Consider the following 17,908-nt stretch of genomic DNA (forward strand, 5'->3'; position numbering starts at 1 on the left):
TCGTTCGCGTAAACCACGGGGGCTTGAGATACGAGTTTGATGGTTGATATGCAATTGCCGCAATGGCTGGCACGGTTCAACCGGCACGTCACCAACCCGGTCCAGCGGCTGTGGGCAGGCTGGGCGCCGACAATGGGGATTCTCGAGCACGTCGGCCGGAAATCGGGCAAGCAGTACCGGACGCCGCTGACGGTCTTCTCCACCGCCGACGGGGTGGCGATCCTGCTGACCTACGGCCCTGACCGCGACTGGCTGAAAAACCTCACCGCGGCCGGCGGTGGCCGAATGAGGCGCTACGGCAAGACCTTTGAGCTGAGCGATCCGCAGATAATGCCCAAGACTCGAGCCGCACCTTCGGTGAAGGGGCTGTGGCAGCCGATCTTCGCACGGCTCCCCTTCGAACAGGCGGTGTTGTTGAAGCGTGTCTGATTCGGCAAACCGCACCGAGGCGGAGCGCGGCGGCATTGCGGTGAGGTGGCGTCCGGCAATTGCGCTTACCGTGATCGCTGTCGGTTCGGACTATCCTCGCTTCGATGAGCGCACGCTTCGAAGAGCTTGGCTGGCAGCAGACGCCGATGGGCGTGATCAGCCTGCGGCGCCGGTTCGACGCGACCGCGCGAACCGATGTTTACGAGATCAAACTCGATGACGAGTATGTGATGACCAGTCTGTTCACCGCCGCCGAGAGGGAACTGGCACGGCTGGGGTTGGCTCGGACGCCAGGTGCTGACCTGGATGTCGCCATCGGGGGACTCGGCCTGGGCTACACCGCCCGAGAAGCTTTGGAATGCGCCCGGATTCGGACACTCACTGTCATCGAATACTCCGATGCGGTCATCGATTGGCACGAGCGCGACCTGCTGCCGGACACCGTCGGCCTGGCCGCCGACAGCCGCGTCGGGCTGGTGTGCGCAGACTTCTTCGCCTCCGCGACGAGCGCGGTCGGATTCGATCCGGACCACCCCGGCCGAACATATGACGCGATCCTGCTCGACATCGACCACTCGCCCCGCCACGTGTTACACGATCCACACGCAGAGTTCTATTCCTACGCCGGCTTACTGGCCGCATCCGCCCATCTCGCGCCGGGCGGCACGTTCGCCATGTGGTCCGACGATGCACCGGACGAGGAGTTCAGCGCGGTTCTCGAATCTGTATTCACCGACGTCGAAGCCCAACAGATCTGGTTCGACAATCCACTGACGCAGGGACGTTCGGCCGCCACCATCTATCTCGCGAACCGGCCGTGACGAACCGACTGGACGCTGACTTCGATAGCGCAAAGTGGCTGCCTGAGAGTGCGATTCGCGACCGAGTCGTCAGACCCGCAGACCGACATGAGCGCGGATGGGCCCCTTGGCGACCGTGGTGAACGGCACCTCGCAGGCGAAGTCCTGGTCTATCGAGCGGACGGTCATGGCCCGGACAATGGTGGCCAGCGCGAGCGTGGTTTCCAGCCGCGCGAAGTGTTCGCCGATGCACGGCCGTCCGCCGCCAAGGAACGGAAGAAACTGCCAGCGGTCGCGCGTCTTGACGTTCTCCGGACTGAACCGATCGGGGTCGAAGTCCATCGGGTTGGGCCACAGCGTCGGATCATGGTGCAGCGCATAGATTCCCACGGCGACGAGGCTGCCCGCCTCGACGCGGTATCCGTTCACCGCGATATCGCGAGTCGCCAGCCGCGCGACGCCCGCCGCGGGCGGGCACAGACGAAGCGCTTCGTGCAGCACCTGCACGGTGTACCCGAGGGCGGGTACGTCGTCGGGCATCAGCTCCCGATCGCCGATGGCGGATGCCTCGGCGGCAACTCGATCCTGGATATCGGGATGGTGGCCAAGGATCCACAGTGCGTAGGTGAGCGCCGTCGCGGTGGTGTCGTGGCCGGCGAGCATGAAGATCAGCAGGTCATTGGAGATGTCATCATCAGAGATCGGCTTCCCGGTTTCCGGGTCGCTGGCCGCGAGCAGGGCCTGCACCAGTGGCGCATCTCGGGTGGGGTCTGCTCGGCAGGCCCGCACCATCTCGTCGGTGATCGTGCGCATCGCGGCGACCGCGGCACGAGCGCGGCGGCGCGCCGGCGTCGGCATCCATCGCGGTGCCCGCACCGGCCGCAAAGCGCGGTCGGCGGTGTAGGAGGACGCGACGTGCATGCAGTTGGCGATCGTGTCCGCGCGTTCGTTGAGGTCGACGCCGAGCACCGAACGGCCCAACGACTGCATGGCGATGCGGCGGCACTCCACGTCCAGGTCCACGTCACCGCCTGCCGGCCAACGGTCGACGAAATGCTGTGCGGCCCTGGACATGTGCCCGCCGAAGTTGCGGACGTTGTGTTTGGTGAACACCGGTTGCAGGGCCCTCTTGCGCGGCCGCCACTGCTCGTTGGGCAGGACGAAAAGACTGTCGCCTGCCATGTTCCGCACTTCGTCATGGATGACACACCGGTCCGATGACGCGTCGCTGCGCCCCAGGACATCACGCATCGCTCCGGGGGACATCACCGCCACGATCGGCGGCATCAGGCGCTTGGGTCCGAACTGGATGCGGGTGATGGGACCACCGGCGTCACGGATGACTTCCTGTCCGGTGTCGAGCCTGCGGATCAGCTTCACCAATTGGCGGATCGGCAGCGGGTTCTTCGGCACCAACGGCAATGTGCTGACGTCCACCGTTGACGTCATTCCACACTCCAGGTGAGCGGAGCGCCCTCGCCTTTCATCATGACGGCCCCTGCCATGATCCGGAGCCGGTAGGGGGTGAGCCGCAATGCGGCGAAACGTTCGGACGTCGGTCCGCCGGCCCACTCCGGAACGATTCGGGGGTCATAACCCACCGGCGCGGGACCGTTGGCGAACTTGTCCCAGACCGCACCGCGGGTCTCGTCGTCGAGGTACCACTCGACGAGGCATTCGGCGCTGCACGTGTCGTGGGTCGGTGCCCAGTAGTTCAGTGACATTTGCGGGTGCACGGCAAGGTGCGCCTTTTTCACCGGACTGGGCACCGTGGCGATCCAACCGAACAAATCGGTGCCGTCCCACTCCCAAATCGGATGCAGGACACGGCTGCGGGGATGGCAATTGGCGTCGACGGTGGCGGCGGACGCCCACACGATCGAGTGGGCCATCTCGATGAACGCAGGCGCGATCGTCTCGAGAGAGGTCACAGCGGAACTCTACGCGCCGTTAAGTCTTGTCCTGCTTGTTGCTGTCATCGCTGAACTTCGGGTTGCCGTCGTCGTCGACCCAATCGTTGACCGCGGTGCCCGATACTGCGCCATCGGTCCCCGGCATCGTGATGGTCGGACGGTCGTCGTTGTTGTCCTTGGCCATTTCCTTGGCCTTTTCCCTGTGCTCATCGGTCACTTCCGGCTTTTCGGTGGGCTCCGGCGGATCGGGCGCATCGACGACCTGGTGGTGCTCGTCGGTTTCTGGCTCGATGTTGCGTCGCTCTTCGGTGCTCTGCAACTGGTCGGTCCCCTGATTTTCTGTACTCATGGGTTAACGACTGCCCGAAGGTGTGACTTATCAAACAGATGGCGGCTAACCAGCGGGAACGGCCCGAAGCGCGGCGGGCAGGCTGGGCAGGAAGTGCACGGTGGCGAATGCGCGGATGTCGTCGGCGCTCTCCAGCGGCTGGACGCTGGGCAGCAGCAGTACCATCGCGGCGTAGCGAAGAATCGTGTCGGCGAATTCGGTGACGGCCTGCTCACCGATGCGCTCGGCGAAGCCGGCCGGGAAGATGACCCGCAGCGCTTCGGCCATCCGCACGATCGCCGCGCCGTGATGCTGGCCGGCCAACTCGAGGACGAGTGCGGGCTCGTCTCTGATCATCCGGTCCAACACGCGATGCCTGCGGAACTTCAGGATCGCCAGGGTGAACGCTTCGACGTAGTAGTTCGACTGCGGGCCAGCCTGTTTGAGCTCGTTGGCGATGTCGGCGAACAGCGACACGTTCTCACGTTCGATGACGGCGGCGATCAGTTCGTCCTTATTGCGGAAGCGCCGGTAGATCGTCGTCCGACTGATTTTCGCGCGCCGCGCGACGTCGTCGAGCGCCACCCGGCGAAACCCATGTTGTTCGAACTCGACGATGGCCGCGTCGAGGATCGCTTCCGTCGTGGACGACGAATTGGACCCCGTCGTGAACGACGAATTAGGCATTGTCGTGGGTTCAGCCCCTGGCATAGCCGGTCTGAGCGAACGCGTTGTAGCGCAACCGCATTGGCAGATGATCCCATAACCAGTTCACCGGCCGGGTCCGCCACAGCGCGGCGAAGCGCTGGTATCGGCGCTCTTGGCGCTCACTCCACGGAAGACCGAGCAGGTCCCTGGTCCGTGGCGGCATACCACCGGTGGTCAGGAACGCGGCCGCGGGGTTGAAGACCGGCGCCAGCACCCGCCACAACGCCTTGGGGACCCCCTTCGGGCACGGAAAACCCTTGGTGACATAGCCGACGCCGTACTTCGCGGTCGGATGCGCCACGACGATCTCGTCGATCATCCGGTTCCAATACCGCTCGAACCCGGCGTAGTCGGCGGGCATCGGCCGGTCGCTGACGCCGTAGCGGCGATACCAGGTCTTGGACTCGAGGTAGATCTGTTCCTTCTCCTCGCGGGTCAGCCGCTTGACGAAGGTGTCGGCGAAGTAGAGCACCTGTTCGACGAAGGTCGCATGGGCCCAGAAGTAAGTCTCCGGATCGAGGGCGTGGTAGCGGGCGCCGTCCGGCATCTCGCCCTTGATGTTCGTGTGAAAGTCGCGGACCCGGATACCTTCGTTGTCGTCGTCGGCCCCGTAGACCGTCATGAAGATCGGCGGCAGCGACCGCTTGACCCGCGCGGCGGTGTCGTCGAAGAACACCGAATGGTCCAGCACCCCTTGCCCGAGTTCGGCGAGCATGTTCTGCAGGACGGCGGGTCGCGGGCCGATCAGGTACATCCGGTTATCGCCGAAATAGCGCCAGACCAGCGACTTCGGGCCCAACGGCAGGGCATCACGGGTCTGTTCGGCGTTCTCCGCCAAGTCGGTCACGTGAAACAGTGTTACAAATTTCGAACTTTGTACCAACAGTTACGGGTGTGATGCCCGTCGCACTTGAACGGCGCTGCAGGCATATCGTCGAGGCCTCTGCTTTCCAAGCCCAAGGAGCGCCGGTGGTGAAGCGTCTAGGTCCGCAGGACATGCTCTTCTTGTACGGCGAAACCCCCAGTTCGATGATGCACGTCGCCGCACTGATGCCGTTCACCCCGCCCACCGATGCACCCGCCAACTATCTGCGGCAGATGTTCGAGGACACCCGGGGCCTTGAAGTGGTTTCACCGTGGAACCTCAAGCTGTCCCATCCGCGCATGCTGCGCCGGCCCGATCAGTCGTGGGTCGTCGACGACAAATTCGACATCGACTACCACGTCCGGCGGTCGGCACTCGCGAGCCCGGGCGACGAACGCGAACTGGGCATCCTGGTCTCCCGGTTGCACAGCCAAAACATCGACTTCACCCGACCACCATGGGAACTGCACTTCATCGAAGGCCTCGAAGACGGACGGTTCGCGATCTACATGAAGATCCATCACTCGCTGGTGGACGGCTACACCGGAAACAAGATCCTCGAACGCAGCATGTCAACCGACCCGTCGCTGCGGGATCAGCCGCTGTTCTTCAACGTCGGGCCGCCCTCGAGAACGCGCTCCAACGCGCCCAAACCGTCGCGCAATCCCATCGCGAGCCTGCTCGGCGGTGCGGTCGGAGGGGCGCAATCGCTTCTCAACGTCGGAAAAGCGTTGTACAACACTCAAATCCGCAGCGACGATGGATACGGTGACATCGCCAACTCCTTCCAGGCCCCGCATTCGATCCTGAACAAACACATCAGTCGCAATCGCCGGTTCGCCACACAGGTCTACCCCTTCGAACGCCTGAAGAACATCGGCGTCAAACACGGCGCCACCGTCAACGACGTCGCCCTGGCGATCATCGGCGGTGGCCTTCGCGCCTTTCTCGACCACCTCGGCGAGTTGCCCGCCAAACCCTTGATCGCGTTCCTGCCCGTCAACATCCGACCGAAGGACGACGTCGGCGGCGGCAACGCGGTCGGGACGATATTGGCCACCATGGGCACCGATATCGAAGATCCCGTCGAGCGACTGAAGGCGATCACCGCATCGACGAAGGCGGCCAAGCGGCAGCTGCAGAACATGTCGCAGACCGAAGTGCTGGCCTACACCGCGGCGCTGATGGCGCCGACGGCGCTGCAGCTCGCCAGCGCCATGACCGGTGTCAGGGGGCCGTTGCCTTTCACTTTCAACTTGTGTGTGAGCAATGTTCCTGGACCACGAGAGACGTTGTATCTCAACGGAAGCCGGCTGGAGGCTACCTACCCGGTGTCCATTCCGATGCATGGAATGGCACTGAACATCACGCTGGAGAGCTATGCCGACACGATGAACTTCGGATTCATCGGATGCCGCGATGCCCTGCCACATCTGCAACGTCTCGCGGTCTACACCGGCGACGCGCTCGATGAGCTGGACAAGCTGGCCTGACGGCGAACGTGAATGCGATCAACCCGTTAGGGCTACCGGACCGCGCCGAACGCGCCGCAACCGCGCCACCCCCAGTACCGCCAGCACGCCCGCCACTGTCGCCAACAGCAGCGACAGCGTGAGTAGGGGCGGGCTGTAGACCAACGAGGTAGTCGGCGGCTCCCCCTCGATGATCGGGGGGACCTCCACCGTCGTGACCGAGGCCAGCCAACTCAGCACACAACCGATCGCAGCGGCCAGCGCCAGCACCAGTTCGATGACGGCGCCACGCGGTCCTTTCACAACAGGGGCGCCCGTCACGACGCCGGCTCGGGCGGAATGCGTTCCTCGACCACCCGAGTCAACTCGGTCCGCAACCGCTGGTGTTTGCGTGCCCAGGCCTGGGCGGCGCGATCGTTGGTGAGCTTGAGGCCGATGCCCTTGCGCCCGCGCGGCACGCCGGTGAGTTCACCGAGTGCGCGCGAGGACTGCCATTTCTGCGTTTCGGCGCCGCTGGCCTCGGGATAGATCCGCACGATGTCGTCGATGCTGATGCGTTCTTCGCCCTGGCGCAGATGATCCGGCGTCAGTTCCACCGAGGTGTGGATCCGGGCCGCCTTGATCTGGATCCACAGGAATCCCGTCACGAGAACGAAGAAGATGCAAGGCACCATCCACTGGATGCCGTAACCGGCCGAAAGCTGGATCAACGCCATCGCTATCCCAGCGGCGGGGCCCGCCAGGATCCACCACCAGGTGGCACCCGGCTCGTAGTACAGGATCTGGGGCGGCGAACCGGTGTCCGTCATTTCAATTCCTCGTTGTCGAACCACTGCTGCGCGGGCGGCCGCATCATCAGGACAGCGCCGACCATGGTCAGAATCATGATGAGCAGCCACACCGGCCCGCGGCTGTACAGGGCAAAGAGCGCAAGGATGACCACGACCGCCAGGGACAGCGCTATTGCCGCCCGCCGAAAGCTTGCATCGCCGAGGCGGGCCCGCCCGGCCAGAAAGCCGAGGCCCAGACCCGACGCGGCGAACAACGCCCCCATCCCGCGGAACAGGGTCGGCAGGCTCTCCGGCGAGAACGCGAGCAGTAGGCCGAATGCCACCAGCAGCACCGACGCGGCCGCCCAGCACCAGAATCCGGCGCTGACGACACGCGGTCGCGACTGTGGGGCTGTCATGGTCCGGGCCAGCCTAGCGCCTCACCTCGTGAAGAACGCGTGGGCGTCCTTGCGGTGCAACAGGAACACACCGCCGGCGATCAGCACCGATCCGAGGATGCCGCTGACCGCGTAGATCACCGCCGCGGTGGTGGGTCGTTCGACCGTGAAAAGATTCGTCGCGACGTACACGATCGTCGCCACACCACCGCCGGTCAGCAGCGTGCGCGCCCAGCGATAACCGTGACGCATCAGGATCTGGAAGGTCAGCACGACCGACGCCAGGATCACCACGAAGAGCACCGACATCGCGAGCACGGCGGTCGGCAACCGATCGTTGACGGTGGCGACCAGGTCGACGATCTGGCCGGCGGCCAGCAGCGGCAGTGAGGACACCCATAGCCAGAATGCGGTGTCGACGTCCACCGGCCGGGCTTTCGGCTCGACGGACTCGGTCACGCCAGCCAGGCGGCGACGTCAGCCGCCCAGTACGTCAGGACGATGTCGGCACCGGCCCTGCGGATGCCGATCAACGTCTCCAGCGCCACGGTCGGCAGGTCGATCCAGCCATTGGCCGCCGCTGCGCAGATCATGGAGTACTCACCGGAGACCTGGTAGGCGGCCACCGGTACCGGCGAGATGTCGGCCGCCGCACGAACCAGATCGAGATAGGCCATCGCGGGCTTGACCATCACGATGTCGGCGCCCTCCTCGATGTCGAGTTCGATTTCATGGAGCGCTTCGCGGGCGTTGCCCGGATCCTGTTGGTAGGTCCGTCGATCGCCACTGAGGCTGGATGCGACCGCGTCACGGAACGGGCCGTAGAAGCCCGATGCGAATTTGGCGGCATACGCCAGGATCACCGTGTCGGTGTGCCCGGCCGCGTCCAGGCCGCCTCGGATAGCCGCGACCTGACCGTCCATCATGCCGCTCGGACCGACGACGTGCGCACCGGAATCAGCCTGTGCCACAGCAAGTTCGACGTACCGGCGGTTAGTAGCGTCGTTGTCGACCCTGCCGGTGGCATCAAGTACGCCGCAGTGGCCGTGGTCGGTGAACTCGTCGAGGCACGTGTCGGCCATCAGCACCGTGTCCTCACCGAGGTCCTTGGCGAGGTCCCGCAGCGCGACGTTGAGGATGCCGTCGGAGGATACGGCGGCGCTGGCGACGGGATCTTTGTCGGCGTCGCGTGGCACGCCGAACAACATCAGACCGCCCACGCCAGCGGTCACCGCGTCGGCGGCGGCCCTGCGCAACGAGTCACGGGTGTGCTGAACGACTCCGGGCATGGAGGGGACGGCTCGAGGTTCCTGCAAGCCGTCGGCGACGAACATCGGCAGAACCAGATGCCTTGGCTCCAGCGAGGTTTGCGCCACCAGCCGACGAAGAGCAGGTGTCGACCGGAGCCGACGGGGACGGTGACTCGGATAGGACATGTATTGCCATTCCTACATGACGTTCGCGGCTAGCGGCGACGACTCTTCTTACGCGGCGGCGGCAACGCACCTTCGGCGCGCAACCGGGCGGCGTGCTCGGCGAGCGCCTCGACCAGTGGACCGACTGCGGCGACCTCCGGCTGCACGTCGACGCGCAGCCCGAATTCCGCTGCGGTTTCTGCGGTCTTGGGACCGATGCACGCCACAATAGTGCGCGCATGCGGCTTACCCGCGATGCCGACGAGATTGCGCACTGTCGAGCTCGAGGTGAAGCACACCGCGTCGAAGCCACCGGTCTTGATCATCTCGCGCGTCTGCGCCGGCGGCGGTGCCGCACGCACCGTGCGGTACGCGGTGACATCCTCGATCTCCCAGCCGCGTTCACGCAGCCCCTCGGCCAAGGTCTCGGTCGCGATGTCAGCGCGCGGCAGCAGCACCCTGTTCACCGGGTCGAAAACGTCGTCATACGGTGGGAACTCGTCGAGCAGGCCGATCGAGGACTGCTCGCCAGCCGGCACCAGTTCGGGGTTGATACCGAAGGCACGCACCCGATCCGCGGTGGCCTGACCGACGCAGGCGATCTTCACTCCGGAGAACGCGCGGGCGTCAAGGCCGAACTCGTTGAACTTCTCCCACACCGCACGCACCGCGTTGGTGGAGGTGAACACGACCCACTGGAACCGGCCGTCGACGAGACCCTTGACCGCACGCTCCATCTGCGCGGGGCTGCGCGGCGGCTCGACGGCGATGGTCGGCACCTCGATCGGCAATGCGCCGTGGGACACCAGCTTTTCGCTCATCTCGCCGGCCTGGTCCTTGGTGCGCGGCACCAGCACGGTCCACCCGTACAGCGCGCGACTCTCCCACCAGTTCAGCTTGGCGCGGTTGGCGACGGTCTTTCCGATGGTGACCACCAGGGGTCCGGCCACAGTTCCTGCCGGTTCCGAACCGAGCAGGGTGGCCTTGTCCAGCAGCCCGGCGAGCGTCGTCTCGATCGAACGCTGTTGGCACGTGGTGCCGTTCGCGGTCACCACGGTCTGGGTGTTGTCGGCCAGCCCGTACTCGATCAGCGTGCGCGCCGCGTCGGGCAGATGAGATGCGGTGGCATGCAGGATCAGCGGACCCGGTGCCGCGGCCAGCGACTCCCAGTCGACATCGCCACGGACGTCGGCCACGGTGTGCGCCGACCCCAGCGGCAGGCCCGCATACGTGGGCACCGCCGTGGTGTCGGGCAGTCCCGGCACGATCTCGAAATCCAGGTGCGTCTTCGCCAGCGCCGTCACCTCGGTGATGACTGAATCCACCGAAAGTGGATCGCCGGCCACGAGGCGCACCACATCGGCACCGGTGCGGGCCTCGGCCGCCAGCGTCTTGGCGACCTCGGTCGGATCACCCAGCGCGGGCCGGATGTCGGGACCGCCTGGGCCCCCACGCAAGTTGGGGACGATGGGCGCGGACGGGCTCGCACCCGCGTCGGCATCGGTTCCATCGGCGTCCGTGTTGGCTTGCGGCGGCTCGGCAGGTTCGGGCCCCGACGGCGCCGGCAGATCGGAACCCGCAAGCGCGAGTACCGCTTCGGGCACGTCGGGGTCGGTGAACACCAGGGCGGCGTTGCCTAGCACGGTGCGGGCCCGCGTCGTCAGCAGGCCGGGGTCACCAGGACCCGAACCGACGAACGTGATGCGGCCCGGCTTCGGCTTGCGCCCTCGCCCGCTCCCTTGGGCTGTCATCTATCACTCACCTCTATGTCTTCATGCTCATTGCGTTTCCGCCATGAGCTCGCGCGCCCCGAGTTCGAACAACTCCTCGGCCACCGAGAGCCCTAGCTCTCGTGCCCGATCGGTCATCCCGACTCCGGACGCACGGATCACGTCGGATCCGTCCAGCGTCGCCACGCATCCGCGCAACGACACCTCTTCGAAGACACGGCCGTCCTCATCGATGGACTCGACCACGTCGGCGATCGCGCCCACCGGTGCGGAACAACCCGCCTCCAGTGCGGCGAGCAGGGCCCGCTCGGCGGTGACTGCGACGCGAGTGTCGGCGTCGTCCAACTCCGACAGCAGCGCGGCGAGCCCGGTGTCGCTGGCGCGGCACTCGACCGCAAGCGCACCTTGCGCCGGTGCTGGCAGCATCTGCACCGGCTCCAGAGTCTCGGTGACATCGGCCAATCGTCCGATACGGGCCAGACCCGCACGGGCGACGACGACGCCGTCGAGATCACCATTGCTTACCCTGTTCAACCTGGTGTCAAGGTTGCCTCGTAGGGGGCGAATTTCCAAACCGAGACCCAATGCTCTAAGCTGCGCGGCCCGTCGCGGGCTCGAGGTGCCGATGACCGACCCGGCAGGCAACTCCCCCAGCACCAGGCCGTCGCGGGCCACCAGAGCGTCGCGCGCGTCCCCTCGCGGGGGTATCGCAGCGATCGTGAATCGATCATCGGGTGCGGTCGGCAAATCCTTGTAGGAGTGCACCGCCATGTCCACCCGACCGTCGTGGATGGCCTCCCGCAGGGCGGCGGTGAACACGCCGATGCCGATATCGGCGACCGGGGCGTCGGAACGATCACCCTCGGTCGAGATGATGACCAACTCTGCGGCGTGACCTCTTGCCTCGAGCGCGTCTTTGATGAGGCCGGCCTGGGTGGTCGCCAACAGGCTGCCCCGGGTGCCTATCCGGATTACGGTCAAGCTCTACTCGGCCTTGTCGAGATCGGTTGTCAATAAAGGTAATTCGCTCGCTGCCACGGCATCGACGGCCTGCTGGTCGAGCTCGAAGAGCTCACGCAGCGCCTCGGCGTAGCTGTCGCCGCCCGGCGCGCTGGCCAGCTGCTTGACCCGCACTGTCGGGGCGTGCAGCAGCTTGTCGACCACCCGTCGCACGGTCTTGGCGACCTCGTCACGATGGGCTGCCTCCAGGCCTGGCAGCCGGTTGTCCAGCCGCAGCAGCTCGGCCTCGACCACGTCGGCAGCCCGTTGTCGCAGCGCGGTGACGGTGGGGGTGACCTCGGCCATCCGCTGTCCGGACAGGTAGTTGGCCACCTCCGCGGCGACGATGGTGCGGGCGGCCTCGGTGTCGGACGCAGCGGCCCGCGCCGACGGCTCGCGCTGGATGCGGTCCATATCGACCACGTAGACGTCTGGCAGGCCAGCGACGGCAGGATCGACGTTGCGGGGCATGCCGAGGTCGCAGATGACCTGCTGCTTGGTTGTCTGGCCGTGCGCCAGCCCCCGATGCACGTCAGCCAGCGACACCACCGGACGAACGGCACCGGTACAGCTCACGACGACGTCGGCGTCGGTCAGCGTAGGAGTCAGATGGTCGAGCGGGAACGCGTCGGCCGTGACGCCGAGCTCGCGGACCTTCTCGGCGAGCCGCTTCGCACGCGGCAGCGACCTGTTCACGATATGGATGCGCTCAACACCCGATCTGACCAGGTATTTAGCCGCCAGCGAGCCCATTGAGCCCGCACCGATGACGACCGCGCTGCGGCCTGCCAACGAGCCGAGCTTGGCTTCGGCCATGTCGAGTGCCACCGACACCACCGACGCGCCCGCGGAGTCGATACCGGTCTCGGAATGCACCCGTTTGCCGACCGAGAGGGCGCGCTGGGAGAGTTCGTGCAGCGTGCGGCCGACGGTGTGGTTCGCCTCGGCGGTCGCGTACGCACGACGCACCTGCCCGAGCACCTGCTGCTCGCCGATCACCGCGGAATCCAGCCCGCTGGCCACCGCAAACAGGTGCTCGACGGCCGCCTCTGCATAGCGCACGTAGGCGTATTTGGTGAGATCGCCCAGGCCCATACCGGAGTGCTCCGAGAGCACCTGCCCGATCACCGAGAGCCCGCCGTGGAAGGCCTCGACGACTGCGTAGACCTCGACGCGGTTGCAGGTGGACAGCACCATGGCCTCGGTCACCAGCGACGACTGCAGGACCTTCTCGACGATCTTGGCCTGTTCGGCCTCGTCGGTGCTCAACTGCTCCAGGACTGACACCGGCGCGCTGCGGTGCGAAACTCCGAAAAGCAGCACGCTCACGGCTTCATCACCACGTCATCCAAGGTAGCCGTTGACCAGCTGGCCTACCAAATTTGCTCAACTCTTTATCGATCCCTCAGATCAGCCCGCAACCTGGGCTCATCGACTTCCCAGTAGCTGTGCTCCGCCCCATCGAGCAGCACCACCGGCAGCCGATCGCCGAACTCCGCCCGCAGCACCGGGTCACCGGTGGCCGCGGCGGCGTCGACATCGGTGATCGTCAGCGCGAAGCCCAGCTCGTCGGCGAGTTCGGCAAGCCGCGTGGCGGCCCCGGTGCAGATCGTGCAGCCCGCACGTGTGAGCAATTCCACCTGCCTATCCATCACGCAAGTATCTCCGCACGGTGACTTAGGCTGAATTCGTGTCCGATTCCGACGTCATCGAGCCTGCGGAGCCGTCCCTGGGTGCAGACGCCGATGATCAGCAGCTTGCGGGTGAGGCCAGCGCGGGTGCGGCAGTCTTCGACCTGGGCGAGCCCAGCGCAGCAGGCGCCCCGCCACCCGATCTGACCGCGGCGGCCTTCTTCGACGTCGACAACACACTCGTGCATGGGTCGTCGCTGGTGCACTTCGCCCGCGGACTGGCCTCCCGCAAGTACTTCACGTACGGCGATCTCGGCCGATTCGCCTACGCGCAGGCCAAGTTTCAGCTTCTCGGTCGCGAAAACAGCGATGACGTGGCCGAGGGAAAGCGCAAAGCGCTCGCGTTCATCGAGGGGCGGTCGACCGCGGAATTGATGGCCCTGGGCGAGGAGATCTACGACCAGATCATCGCCGACAAGATCTGGCCGGGTACCCGCACGTTGACGCAGATGCACCTCGATGCCGGCCAACAGGTGTGGCTGGTCACCGCTACGCCCTATGAGCTGGCAGCCACCATTGCCAAACGACTGGGACTGACCGGCGCGCTCGGCACCGTCGCCGAGTCGGTCGACGGCGTGTTCACCGGCCGGCTCGTCGGCGACATCCTGCACGGCGCGGGCAAAGCGCATGCGGTGCGGGCGCTGGCCATCCGCGAAGGCCTCAACCTGCGGCGGTGCACGGCATACTCGGACAGCTTCAACGACGTGCCGATGCTGTCGCTGGTCGGCACGGCCGTAGCGATCAATCCGGACGCCGACCTGCGTGATCTCGCACGAGAGCGCGGGTGGGAGATTCGTGATTTCCGCACCGCACGCAAGGCCGCGCGGATCGGCGTGCCGTCAGCTCTGGCGTTGGGCGCCGCCGGCGGCGCGTTGGCGGCAATCGTGTCGCGGCGCCAGGACGGCCGTTGAGAATCACGGTGCGCATACCAGCGCTGATAGGCTCGCGCCCGCAGATCACGAGATGAAGAGAACGCTATGGCTATCGCTGAAGAGATCATCGGAACCCACTACCGGTACCCCGACTACTTCGAAGTCGGCCGGGAGAAGATCCGTGAGTTCGCGCGGGCCGTCAAGGACGAGCATCCGGCGCACTTCACCGAGGACGCCGCAAAAGAATGCGGCCACGACGACCTCGTCGCGTCACTGACGTTCGTCGCGGTGGCGGGGCGGCGGGTGCAGAACGAGATCTTCAATCAGTTCGACGTGCCGGTCAACATGGAGCGGGTACTGCACCGCGACCAGAAGCTGATCTTCCACAAGCCGATCATCTCCGGCGACAAACTGTGGTTCGACTCATACCTTGATTCGGTCATCGAGTCGCACGGCGCCATTCTCACCGAGATCCGCGGCGAGGTCACCGACGACGAGGGCAACCCCGTGCTCACCAGCATCGTGACCATCCTCGGCGAGGCCGAGCAGGATGAGGCCGATGAAGTCACCGCACAGATCGCCGCCGCGCGCGACGCGGCCATCGCCAAAATGATCGCTGGGCAAAGCAATAAGAACAGCTAGGCTTTCCCCGGTCCCCAACTTCGTGGGGGCCCATCGCGTGGGCCCAGGTCGCGCCGAAATCGCTATCCGAAGAACGGATTTCGCCGGTTGGCCAACAACTGGTAGAGCGTCTGCTGGATGGTCTCGCGCACCTGGTCGGTCAGCTCGAAGGTGATCATCGGATCGTCGGCCGCTGCTTCGTCGTAATCAGCCGTGTAAATCGGTTCGCCGAACTGGATGTGCCACTTCGAGGGCAACGGCACCAACCCGACAGGTCCGGCCAACGGGAACAGCGGGGTGACGGGGAAATACGGCAGCCCGAGCAGGCGGGCCAACAGCTTGATGTCGGCGATCATCGGGTAAATCTCTTCGGAGCCGACGATCGAGCACGGCACGATCGGCGCCTTGGTCCGCAGCGCCGCCGCGACGAACCCACCGCGCCCGAACCGCTGCAGCTTGTAGCGGTCCTTGAAGTGCTTGCCGAGTCCCTTGTAGCCCTCGGGGAAAACGGCGGTCAGCTCACCGGCGGCCAACAGCCGGTGCGCGTCGGACGTGCAGGCCATGGTGTGACCGGCCTTGCGCGCGGCCTGGCCCAGCACGGGCATGTCGAACACCATGTCGGCGGCGAGCAGCCGTAGGTCGCGATTGGTCGGGTGGTTGTCGTGAACCGCCACCGACGTCATCAGTCCGTCGAAGGGCAACACCCCGGCATGGTTGGCGACCACCAAGGCGGCACCGGTCTCGGGCAAGTTCTCGATGCCGCTGACCTCAACCCGGAACCACGACTTGAAAAACACTCGCAGCAAAGGCAAGAAGATTGCGTCGTTGAGGTGGGAGTCGAACCCGAACTCGTCGACGGTGTAGTCGCCCATCATCCGCTTGCGAATGAATTCAGCGCCTGCGCCGATGCGCATGGCGAGTTCGGTCGGTGTCTCGTCGGCGCCGGCGGCGCCTAGCGCAGCGCCGCGGACCTGGTCGATCTCGCGAACGACAGCAGCGATCTGCTCGGCAGATGCGTGGGTGCCGCCGTCGGACTGCAGGGAAGGATGTCGACGCGAACTGTCCGCCCGCGCCGCAGCGGCCCGCCGCTGGGCCGCCGATCGGCCCGAATTTGAGTGCAGCGGAATGACTTTAGCCTTTGACTCGCCCGCCACCTTGATACCTTCTCCCCACCCGATACGAACTGTTGCTGCTATCTTCCCCACCGCTGCGCCGCGGACACGGCACGGCTCTCCACTGAGCGTACCCATTTTGGGTCAATGATCGGAGTCAACCCGCGACCCCGGACGTAGTCGTCGAAGGCTTCCACCGTTGTCCACTTCGGGCTGTAGCCAAGGTCATTACGCATACGTGTCGTATCCATGACCCGGCCGTAACTCAAGTAGTCGAGCTGTTCTCGATCGACCTCAGTGTAGCGAGTCGCGCGCCATAGCGAATCCACCGCCGAGAGCGCCGATCGCGGCACCGGCAGCGGCACCCGGCCCGAACGGCGGATGGCCTGGCTCATCATCATGATTCCCGCAGCGCCGACGTTGAACGCGCCCGACTTGCCTGCCATCGTCGCGCGCTCCAACGCGCCGAGGGCGTCCTGTTCGTGCAACAGCTGCAGTCGGGCGTCGTGACCGAAGACCGTGGGCACCACCGGCCCCGCGAGATACCGCGAGAGCGCGGTGTCCATCGCGGGTCCGATCATGTTGGCCAGACGCAGCACGGTGACCGTGATGTCGGGACGGCGGCGACCAAGCCCGCGCGCGTAACCCTCGATATCGATGCTGTCGCGGGCGAAGCCATCGCCCGGCGGCCGCCGTGCGCTGCTGTCCTCGGTGAACAGGACGGGATCGTGCGGGTGGGAACCGTAGATCTCCGACGTCGACTTCACGATCACCCGGCGTACCGTCGGCGCCTTCTGGCAAGCGGCGAACAGCTGGATCGCACCCATCACGTTGAGTTCCTTGAGCGCAGCCTTCCCCCCGGCACGCGGCGCGCAGGACGCCGCGGCGGCGTGCACGACAGTGTCGACGTCCCCGTTGCGGATGACCTTCGCGATGAAGGGGTTGCGGATATCTGCGCGAACGAATTCGGCGCGGCCCATCCGGCGCAGCATGTCCTTGCTCGGCGCGATCGCGTCGACGGCGATGACGTGATTGATCAACGGGTTCTGAGCCAGCCGAGCCGTCAGATACCCGCCGAGAAATCGGCATGCGCCGGTGACCAGCACAACCTTGGGGTAATGGACGGTGTCGTCTGGTGAACGACCCTCAGAATCCATCCGGTCAGCCTAGCGACCAAACGACAGGACTACTTGCCGAGTTTTCTGCGCTGAACCCTGGTGCGACGAAGCAGCTTGCGATGCTTCTTCTTCGACATGCGCTTACGCCGCTTCTTAATGACTGAACCCATGAACTCCGCTACCTAGATGTATATATGCACTTCTGTGCAGCACGCCCTGCCTGTGCACTCCGCGCACGTGACTCGACCAGCCACCTTACCTGGGAGGCCCAGGTAAACGAAAAGCGCGTGACGCAGCCGGAAGGCCGGCGACATCGGGCTCGGTGGTCAGGCGCCGCAGGGTGACGTGAGCCGACCAATCAGCCTGCGTCGAAGTACGAGCTTTCGAGCATGTCGTGCACGGCCTTGGCGTGCACACGGAATGAGCGGCCGACACGCACGGCGGGCAACTCTCCGTTGTGTACCAATCGATATACGGTCATCTTGCTGACACGCATCAGACTCGCCACTTCCGCGACGGTGAGAAATTGAGCACGAGGCGGCTGGCCGTCGGACGCGCTGCTGTCTCGCTTGCCGCTCGCCGAATCACGACCCGATGGCCCGTTCATAGACGTCATCGCAACCCATTCAGTTCAGGCACGAGCAGTTCCAGCAGCTTCCCCACCGCT

General features: G+C 65.4%; 23 protein-coding genes. 5 read left to right on the forward strand and 18 right to left on the reverse strand.

Annotation, left to right across the window (positions count from 1 at the left end; all coding sequences use genetic code 11):
• Positions 1–48 precede the first annotated feature (48 nt).
• Together CSQ99_RS06020 and CSQ99_RS06025 are read left to right on the forward strand one after the other, a co-directional pair.
• The gene (locus tag CSQ99_RS06020; protein ID WP_099038147.1) at positions 49–429 is read left to right on the forward strand and encodes a nitroreductase family deazaflavin-dependent oxidoreductase; all 381 of its coding nucleotides are present in this window, start codon (positions 49–51) and stop codon (positions 427–429) included.
• Between the two features lie 104 nt (positions 430–533).
• On the forward strand, positions 534–1,250 hold the full coding sequence (locus CSQ99_RS06025) for a polyamine aminopropyltransferase (protein WP_099038148.1): 717 nt from the start codon (positions 534–536) through the stop codon (positions 1,248–1,250).
• A 69-nt stretch (positions 1,251–1,319) separates the two neighbouring features.
• Here the strand turns inward: CSQ99_RS06025 and CSQ99_RS06030 are convergent, their stop codons facing one another.
• Genes CSQ99_RS06030 through CSQ99_RS06050 form a run of 5 tightly spaced genes read right to left on the reverse strand, consistent with a single transcriptional unit; the run spans position 1,320 to position 5,025 of the window.
• Entirely contained in the window at positions 1,320–2,678 is a 1,359-nt protein-coding gene (locus tag CSQ99_RS06030) for a cytochrome P450 (RefSeq protein WP_099038149.1), read from the reverse strand.
• Entirely contained in the window at positions 2,675–3,160 is a 486-nt protein-coding gene (locus CSQ99_RS06035) for a pyridoxamine 5'-phosphate oxidase family protein (RefSeq protein ID WP_099038150.1), read from the reverse strand. Before CSQ99_RS06035 ends, CSQ99_RS06030 begins: the two co-directional genes overlap by 4 nt.
• A 19-nt stretch (positions 3,161–3,179) precedes the next feature.
• Entirely contained in the window at positions 3,180–3,491 is a 312-nt protein-coding gene (locus tag CSQ99_RS06040; RefSeq protein WP_099038151.1) for a hypothetical protein, read from the reverse strand.
• 45 nt (positions 3,492–3,536) lie between these two features.
• The gene (locus CSQ99_RS06045; protein ID WP_099038152.1) at positions 3,537–4,157 is read right to left on the reverse strand and encodes a TetR/AcrR family transcriptional regulator; all 621 of its coding nucleotides are present in this window, start codon (positions 4,155–4,157) and stop codon (positions 3,537–3,539) included.
• 10 nt (positions 4,158–4,167) lie between these two features.
• The gene (locus CSQ99_RS06050) at positions 4,168–5,025 is read right to left on the reverse strand and encodes an oxygenase MpaB family protein (protein WP_099038153.1); all 858 of its coding nucleotides are present in this window, start codon (positions 5,023–5,025) and stop codon (positions 4,168–4,170) included.
• A 149-nt stretch (positions 5,026–5,174) separates the two neighbouring features.
• Between CSQ99_RS06050 and CSQ99_RS06055 the strand changes: the two genes are divergently transcribed.
• Positions 5,175–6,536, forward strand: coding sequence for a WS/DGAT/MGAT family O-acyltransferase (locus CSQ99_RS06055; protein ID WP_099038298.1), 1,362 nt, complete (start codon positions 5,175–5,177; stop codon positions 6,534–6,536).
• Between the two features lie 18 nt (positions 6,537–6,554).
• Here CSQ99_RS06055 and CSQ99_RS06060 read toward each other — a convergent pair whose 3' ends face one another.
• From CSQ99_RS06060 to CSQ99_RS06100, 9 genes are all read right to left on the reverse strand, one after another.
• Positions 6,555–6,818, reverse strand: coding sequence for a hypothetical protein (locus CSQ99_RS06060; RefSeq protein ID WP_099038154.1), 264 nt, complete (start codon positions 6,816–6,818; stop codon positions 6,555–6,557).
• Between the two features lie 14 nt (positions 6,819–6,832).
• A complete protein-coding gene (locus CSQ99_RS06065) occupies positions 6,833–7,324 on the reverse strand; it encodes a DUF3093 family protein (RefSeq protein WP_099038155.1) in 492 nt (163 codons plus the stop codon).
• Positions 7,321–7,704: a hypothetical protein gene (locus CSQ99_RS06070; RefSeq protein WP_099038156.1), complete on the reverse strand. Its 384-nt coding sequence runs from the start codon at positions 7,702–7,704 to the stop codon at positions 7,321–7,323. The genes CSQ99_RS06065 and CSQ99_RS06070 overlap by 4 nt, the downstream gene beginning before the upstream one ends.
• Positions 7,705–7,725: 21 nt before the next feature.
• Entirely contained in the window at positions 7,726–8,142 is a 417-nt protein-coding gene (locus tag CSQ99_RS06075; protein WP_099038157.1) for a hypothetical protein, read from the reverse strand.
• Positions 8,139–9,119, reverse strand: a complete 981-nt coding sequence (gene hemB / locus CSQ99_RS06080; protein ID WP_099038158.1) for a porphobilinogen synthase — start codon at positions 9,117–9,119, stop codon at positions 8,139–8,141. Before hemB ends, CSQ99_RS06075 begins: the two co-directional genes overlap by 4 nt.
• 29 nt (positions 9,120–9,148) lie before the next feature.
• Positions 9,149–10,849, reverse strand: coding sequence for a bifunctional uroporphyrinogen-III C-methyltransferase/uroporphyrinogen-III synthase (locus CSQ99_RS06085; protein ID WP_099038159.1), 1,701 nt, complete (start codon positions 10,847–10,849; stop codon positions 9,149–9,151).
• A gap of 27 nt (positions 10,850–10,876) precedes the next feature.
• Positions 10,877–11,809 (reverse strand): hydroxymethylbilane synthase, encoded by a 933-nt coding sequence (gene hemC / locus CSQ99_RS06090; protein ID WP_099038160.1) that lies wholly within the window; start codon positions 11,807–11,809, stop codon positions 10,877–10,879.
• A gap of 3 nt (positions 11,810–11,812) precedes the next feature.
• Positions 11,813–13,156 carry a glutamyl-tRNA reductase gene (locus CSQ99_RS06095; protein ID WP_099038161.1) on the reverse strand — a complete coding sequence of 448 codons (1,344 nt, stop codon included), beginning with the start codon at positions 13,154–13,156 and terminating at the stop codon, positions 11,813–11,815.
• 65 nt (positions 13,157–13,221) lie between these two features.
• Complete coding sequence (locus CSQ99_RS06100; RefSeq protein ID WP_099038162.1) at positions 13,222–13,479, reverse strand: glutaredoxin family protein; 258 nt, start codon at positions 13,477–13,479, stop codon at positions 13,222–13,224.
• A gap of 38 nt (positions 13,480–13,517) precedes the next feature.
• On the opposite strand from CSQ99_RS06100, the gene CSQ99_RS06105 reads away from it, so the two are divergent.
• Together CSQ99_RS06105 and CSQ99_RS06110 are read left to right on the forward strand one after the other, a co-directional pair.
• Complete coding sequence (locus CSQ99_RS06105; RefSeq protein WP_176560893.1) at positions 13,518–14,429, forward strand: HAD family hydrolase; 912 nt, start codon at positions 13,518–13,520, stop codon at positions 14,427–14,429.
• A 66-nt stretch (positions 14,430–14,495) separates the two neighbouring features.
• Entirely contained in the window at positions 14,496–15,032 is a 537-nt protein-coding gene (locus tag CSQ99_RS06110) for an FAS1-like dehydratase domain-containing protein (RefSeq protein ID WP_099038163.1), read from the forward strand.
• Between the two features lie 62 nt (positions 15,033–15,094).
• Here CSQ99_RS06110 and CSQ99_RS06115 read toward each other — a convergent pair whose 3' ends face one another.
• From CSQ99_RS06115 to CSQ99_RS06130, 4 genes are all read right to left on the reverse strand, one after another.
• A complete protein-coding gene (locus CSQ99_RS06115) occupies positions 15,095–16,165 on the reverse strand; it encodes a lysophospholipid acyltransferase family protein (protein WP_099038164.1) in 1,071 nt (356 codons plus the stop codon).
• Between the two features lie 38 nt (positions 16,166–16,203).
• Positions 16,204–17,280, reverse strand: a complete 1,077-nt coding sequence (locus CSQ99_RS06120) for an SDR family oxidoreductase (RefSeq protein ID WP_099038165.1) — start codon at positions 17,278–17,280, stop codon at positions 16,204–16,206.
• Between the two features lie 29 nt (positions 17,281–17,309).
• A complete protein-coding gene (locus tag CSQ99_RS06125; protein ID WP_003402602.1) occupies positions 17,310–17,411 on the reverse strand; it encodes a 30S ribosomal protein bS22 in 102 nt (33 codons plus the stop codon).
• A 188-nt stretch (positions 17,412–17,599) separates the two neighbouring features.
• Positions 17,600–17,857 carry a helix-turn-helix domain-containing protein gene (locus CSQ99_RS06130; RefSeq protein ID WP_083124197.1) on the reverse strand — a complete coding sequence of 86 codons (258 nt, stop codon included), beginning with the start codon at positions 17,855–17,857 and terminating at the stop codon, positions 17,600–17,602.
• Between the last annotated feature and the right edge of the window lie 51 nt (positions 17,858–17,908).

The organism is Mycobacterium neglectum (genome assembly GCF_002591975.1).
Lineage (GTDB): Bacteria > Actinomycetota > Actinomycetes > Mycobacteriales > Mycobacteriaceae > Mycobacterium > Mycobacterium neglectum.

Bases quoted from the DNA above. Each gene is read 5' to 3' on its own strand.
- CSQ99_RS06025 (WP_099038148.1), top strand. From the start codon at position 534: ATGAGCGCACGCTTCGAAGAGCTTGGCTGGCAGCAGACGCCGATGGGC.
- CSQ99_RS06130 (WP_083124197.1), bottom strand. From the start codon at position 17,857: ATGACGTCTATGAACGGGCCATCGGGTCGTGATTCGGCGAGCGGCAAG.
- CSQ99_RS06120 (WP_099038165.1), bottom strand. From the start codon at position 17,280: ATGGATTCTGAGGGTCGTTCACCAGACGACACCGTCCATTACCCCAAG.
- CSQ99_RS06045 (WP_099038152.1), bottom strand. From the start codon at position 4,157: ATGCCTAATTCGTCGTTCACGACGGGGTCCAATTCGTCGTCCACGACG.
- CSQ99_RS06085 (WP_099038159.1), bottom strand. From the start codon at position 10,849: ATGACAGCCCAAGGGAGCGGGCGAGGGCGCAAGCCGAAGCCGGGCCGC.
- CSQ99_RS06030 (WP_099038149.1), bottom strand. From the start codon at position 2,678: ATGACGTCAACGGTGGACGTCAGCACATTGCCGTTGGTGCCGAAGAAC.
- CSQ99_RS06125 (WP_003402602.1), bottom strand. From the start codon at position 17,411: ATGGGTTCAGTCATTAAGAAGCGGCGTAAGCGCATGTCGAAGAAGAAG.
- CSQ99_RS06100 (WP_099038162.1), bottom strand. From the start codon at position 13,479: ATGGATAGGCAGGTGGAATTGCTCACACGTGCGGGCTGCACGATCTGC.
- CSQ99_RS06070 (WP_099038156.1), bottom strand. From the start codon at position 7,704: ATGACAGCCCCACAGTCGCGACCGCGTGTCGTCAGCGCCGGATTCTGG.
- CSQ99_RS06020 (WP_099038147.1), top strand. From the start codon at position 49: ATGCAATTGCCGCAATGGCTGGCACGGTTCAACCGGCACGTCACCAAC.
- CSQ99_RS06055 (WP_099038298.1), top strand. From the start codon at position 5,175: ATGCTCTTCTTGTACGGCGAAACCCCCAGTTCGATGATGCACGTCGCC.
- CSQ99_RS06040 (WP_099038151.1), bottom strand. From the start codon at position 3,491: ATGAGTACAGAAAATCAGGGGACCGACCAGTTGCAGAGCACCGAAGAG.
- hemB (WP_099038158.1), bottom strand. From the start codon at position 9,119: ATGTCCTATCCGAGTCACCGTCCCCGTCGGCTCCGGTCGACACCTGCT.
- CSQ99_RS06065 (WP_099038155.1), bottom strand. From the start codon at position 7,324: ATGACGGACACCGGTTCGCCGCCCCAGATCCTGTACTACGAGCCGGGT.
- CSQ99_RS06110 (WP_099038163.1), top strand. From the start codon at position 14,496: ATGGCTATCGCTGAAGAGATCATCGGAACCCACTACCGGTACCCCGAC.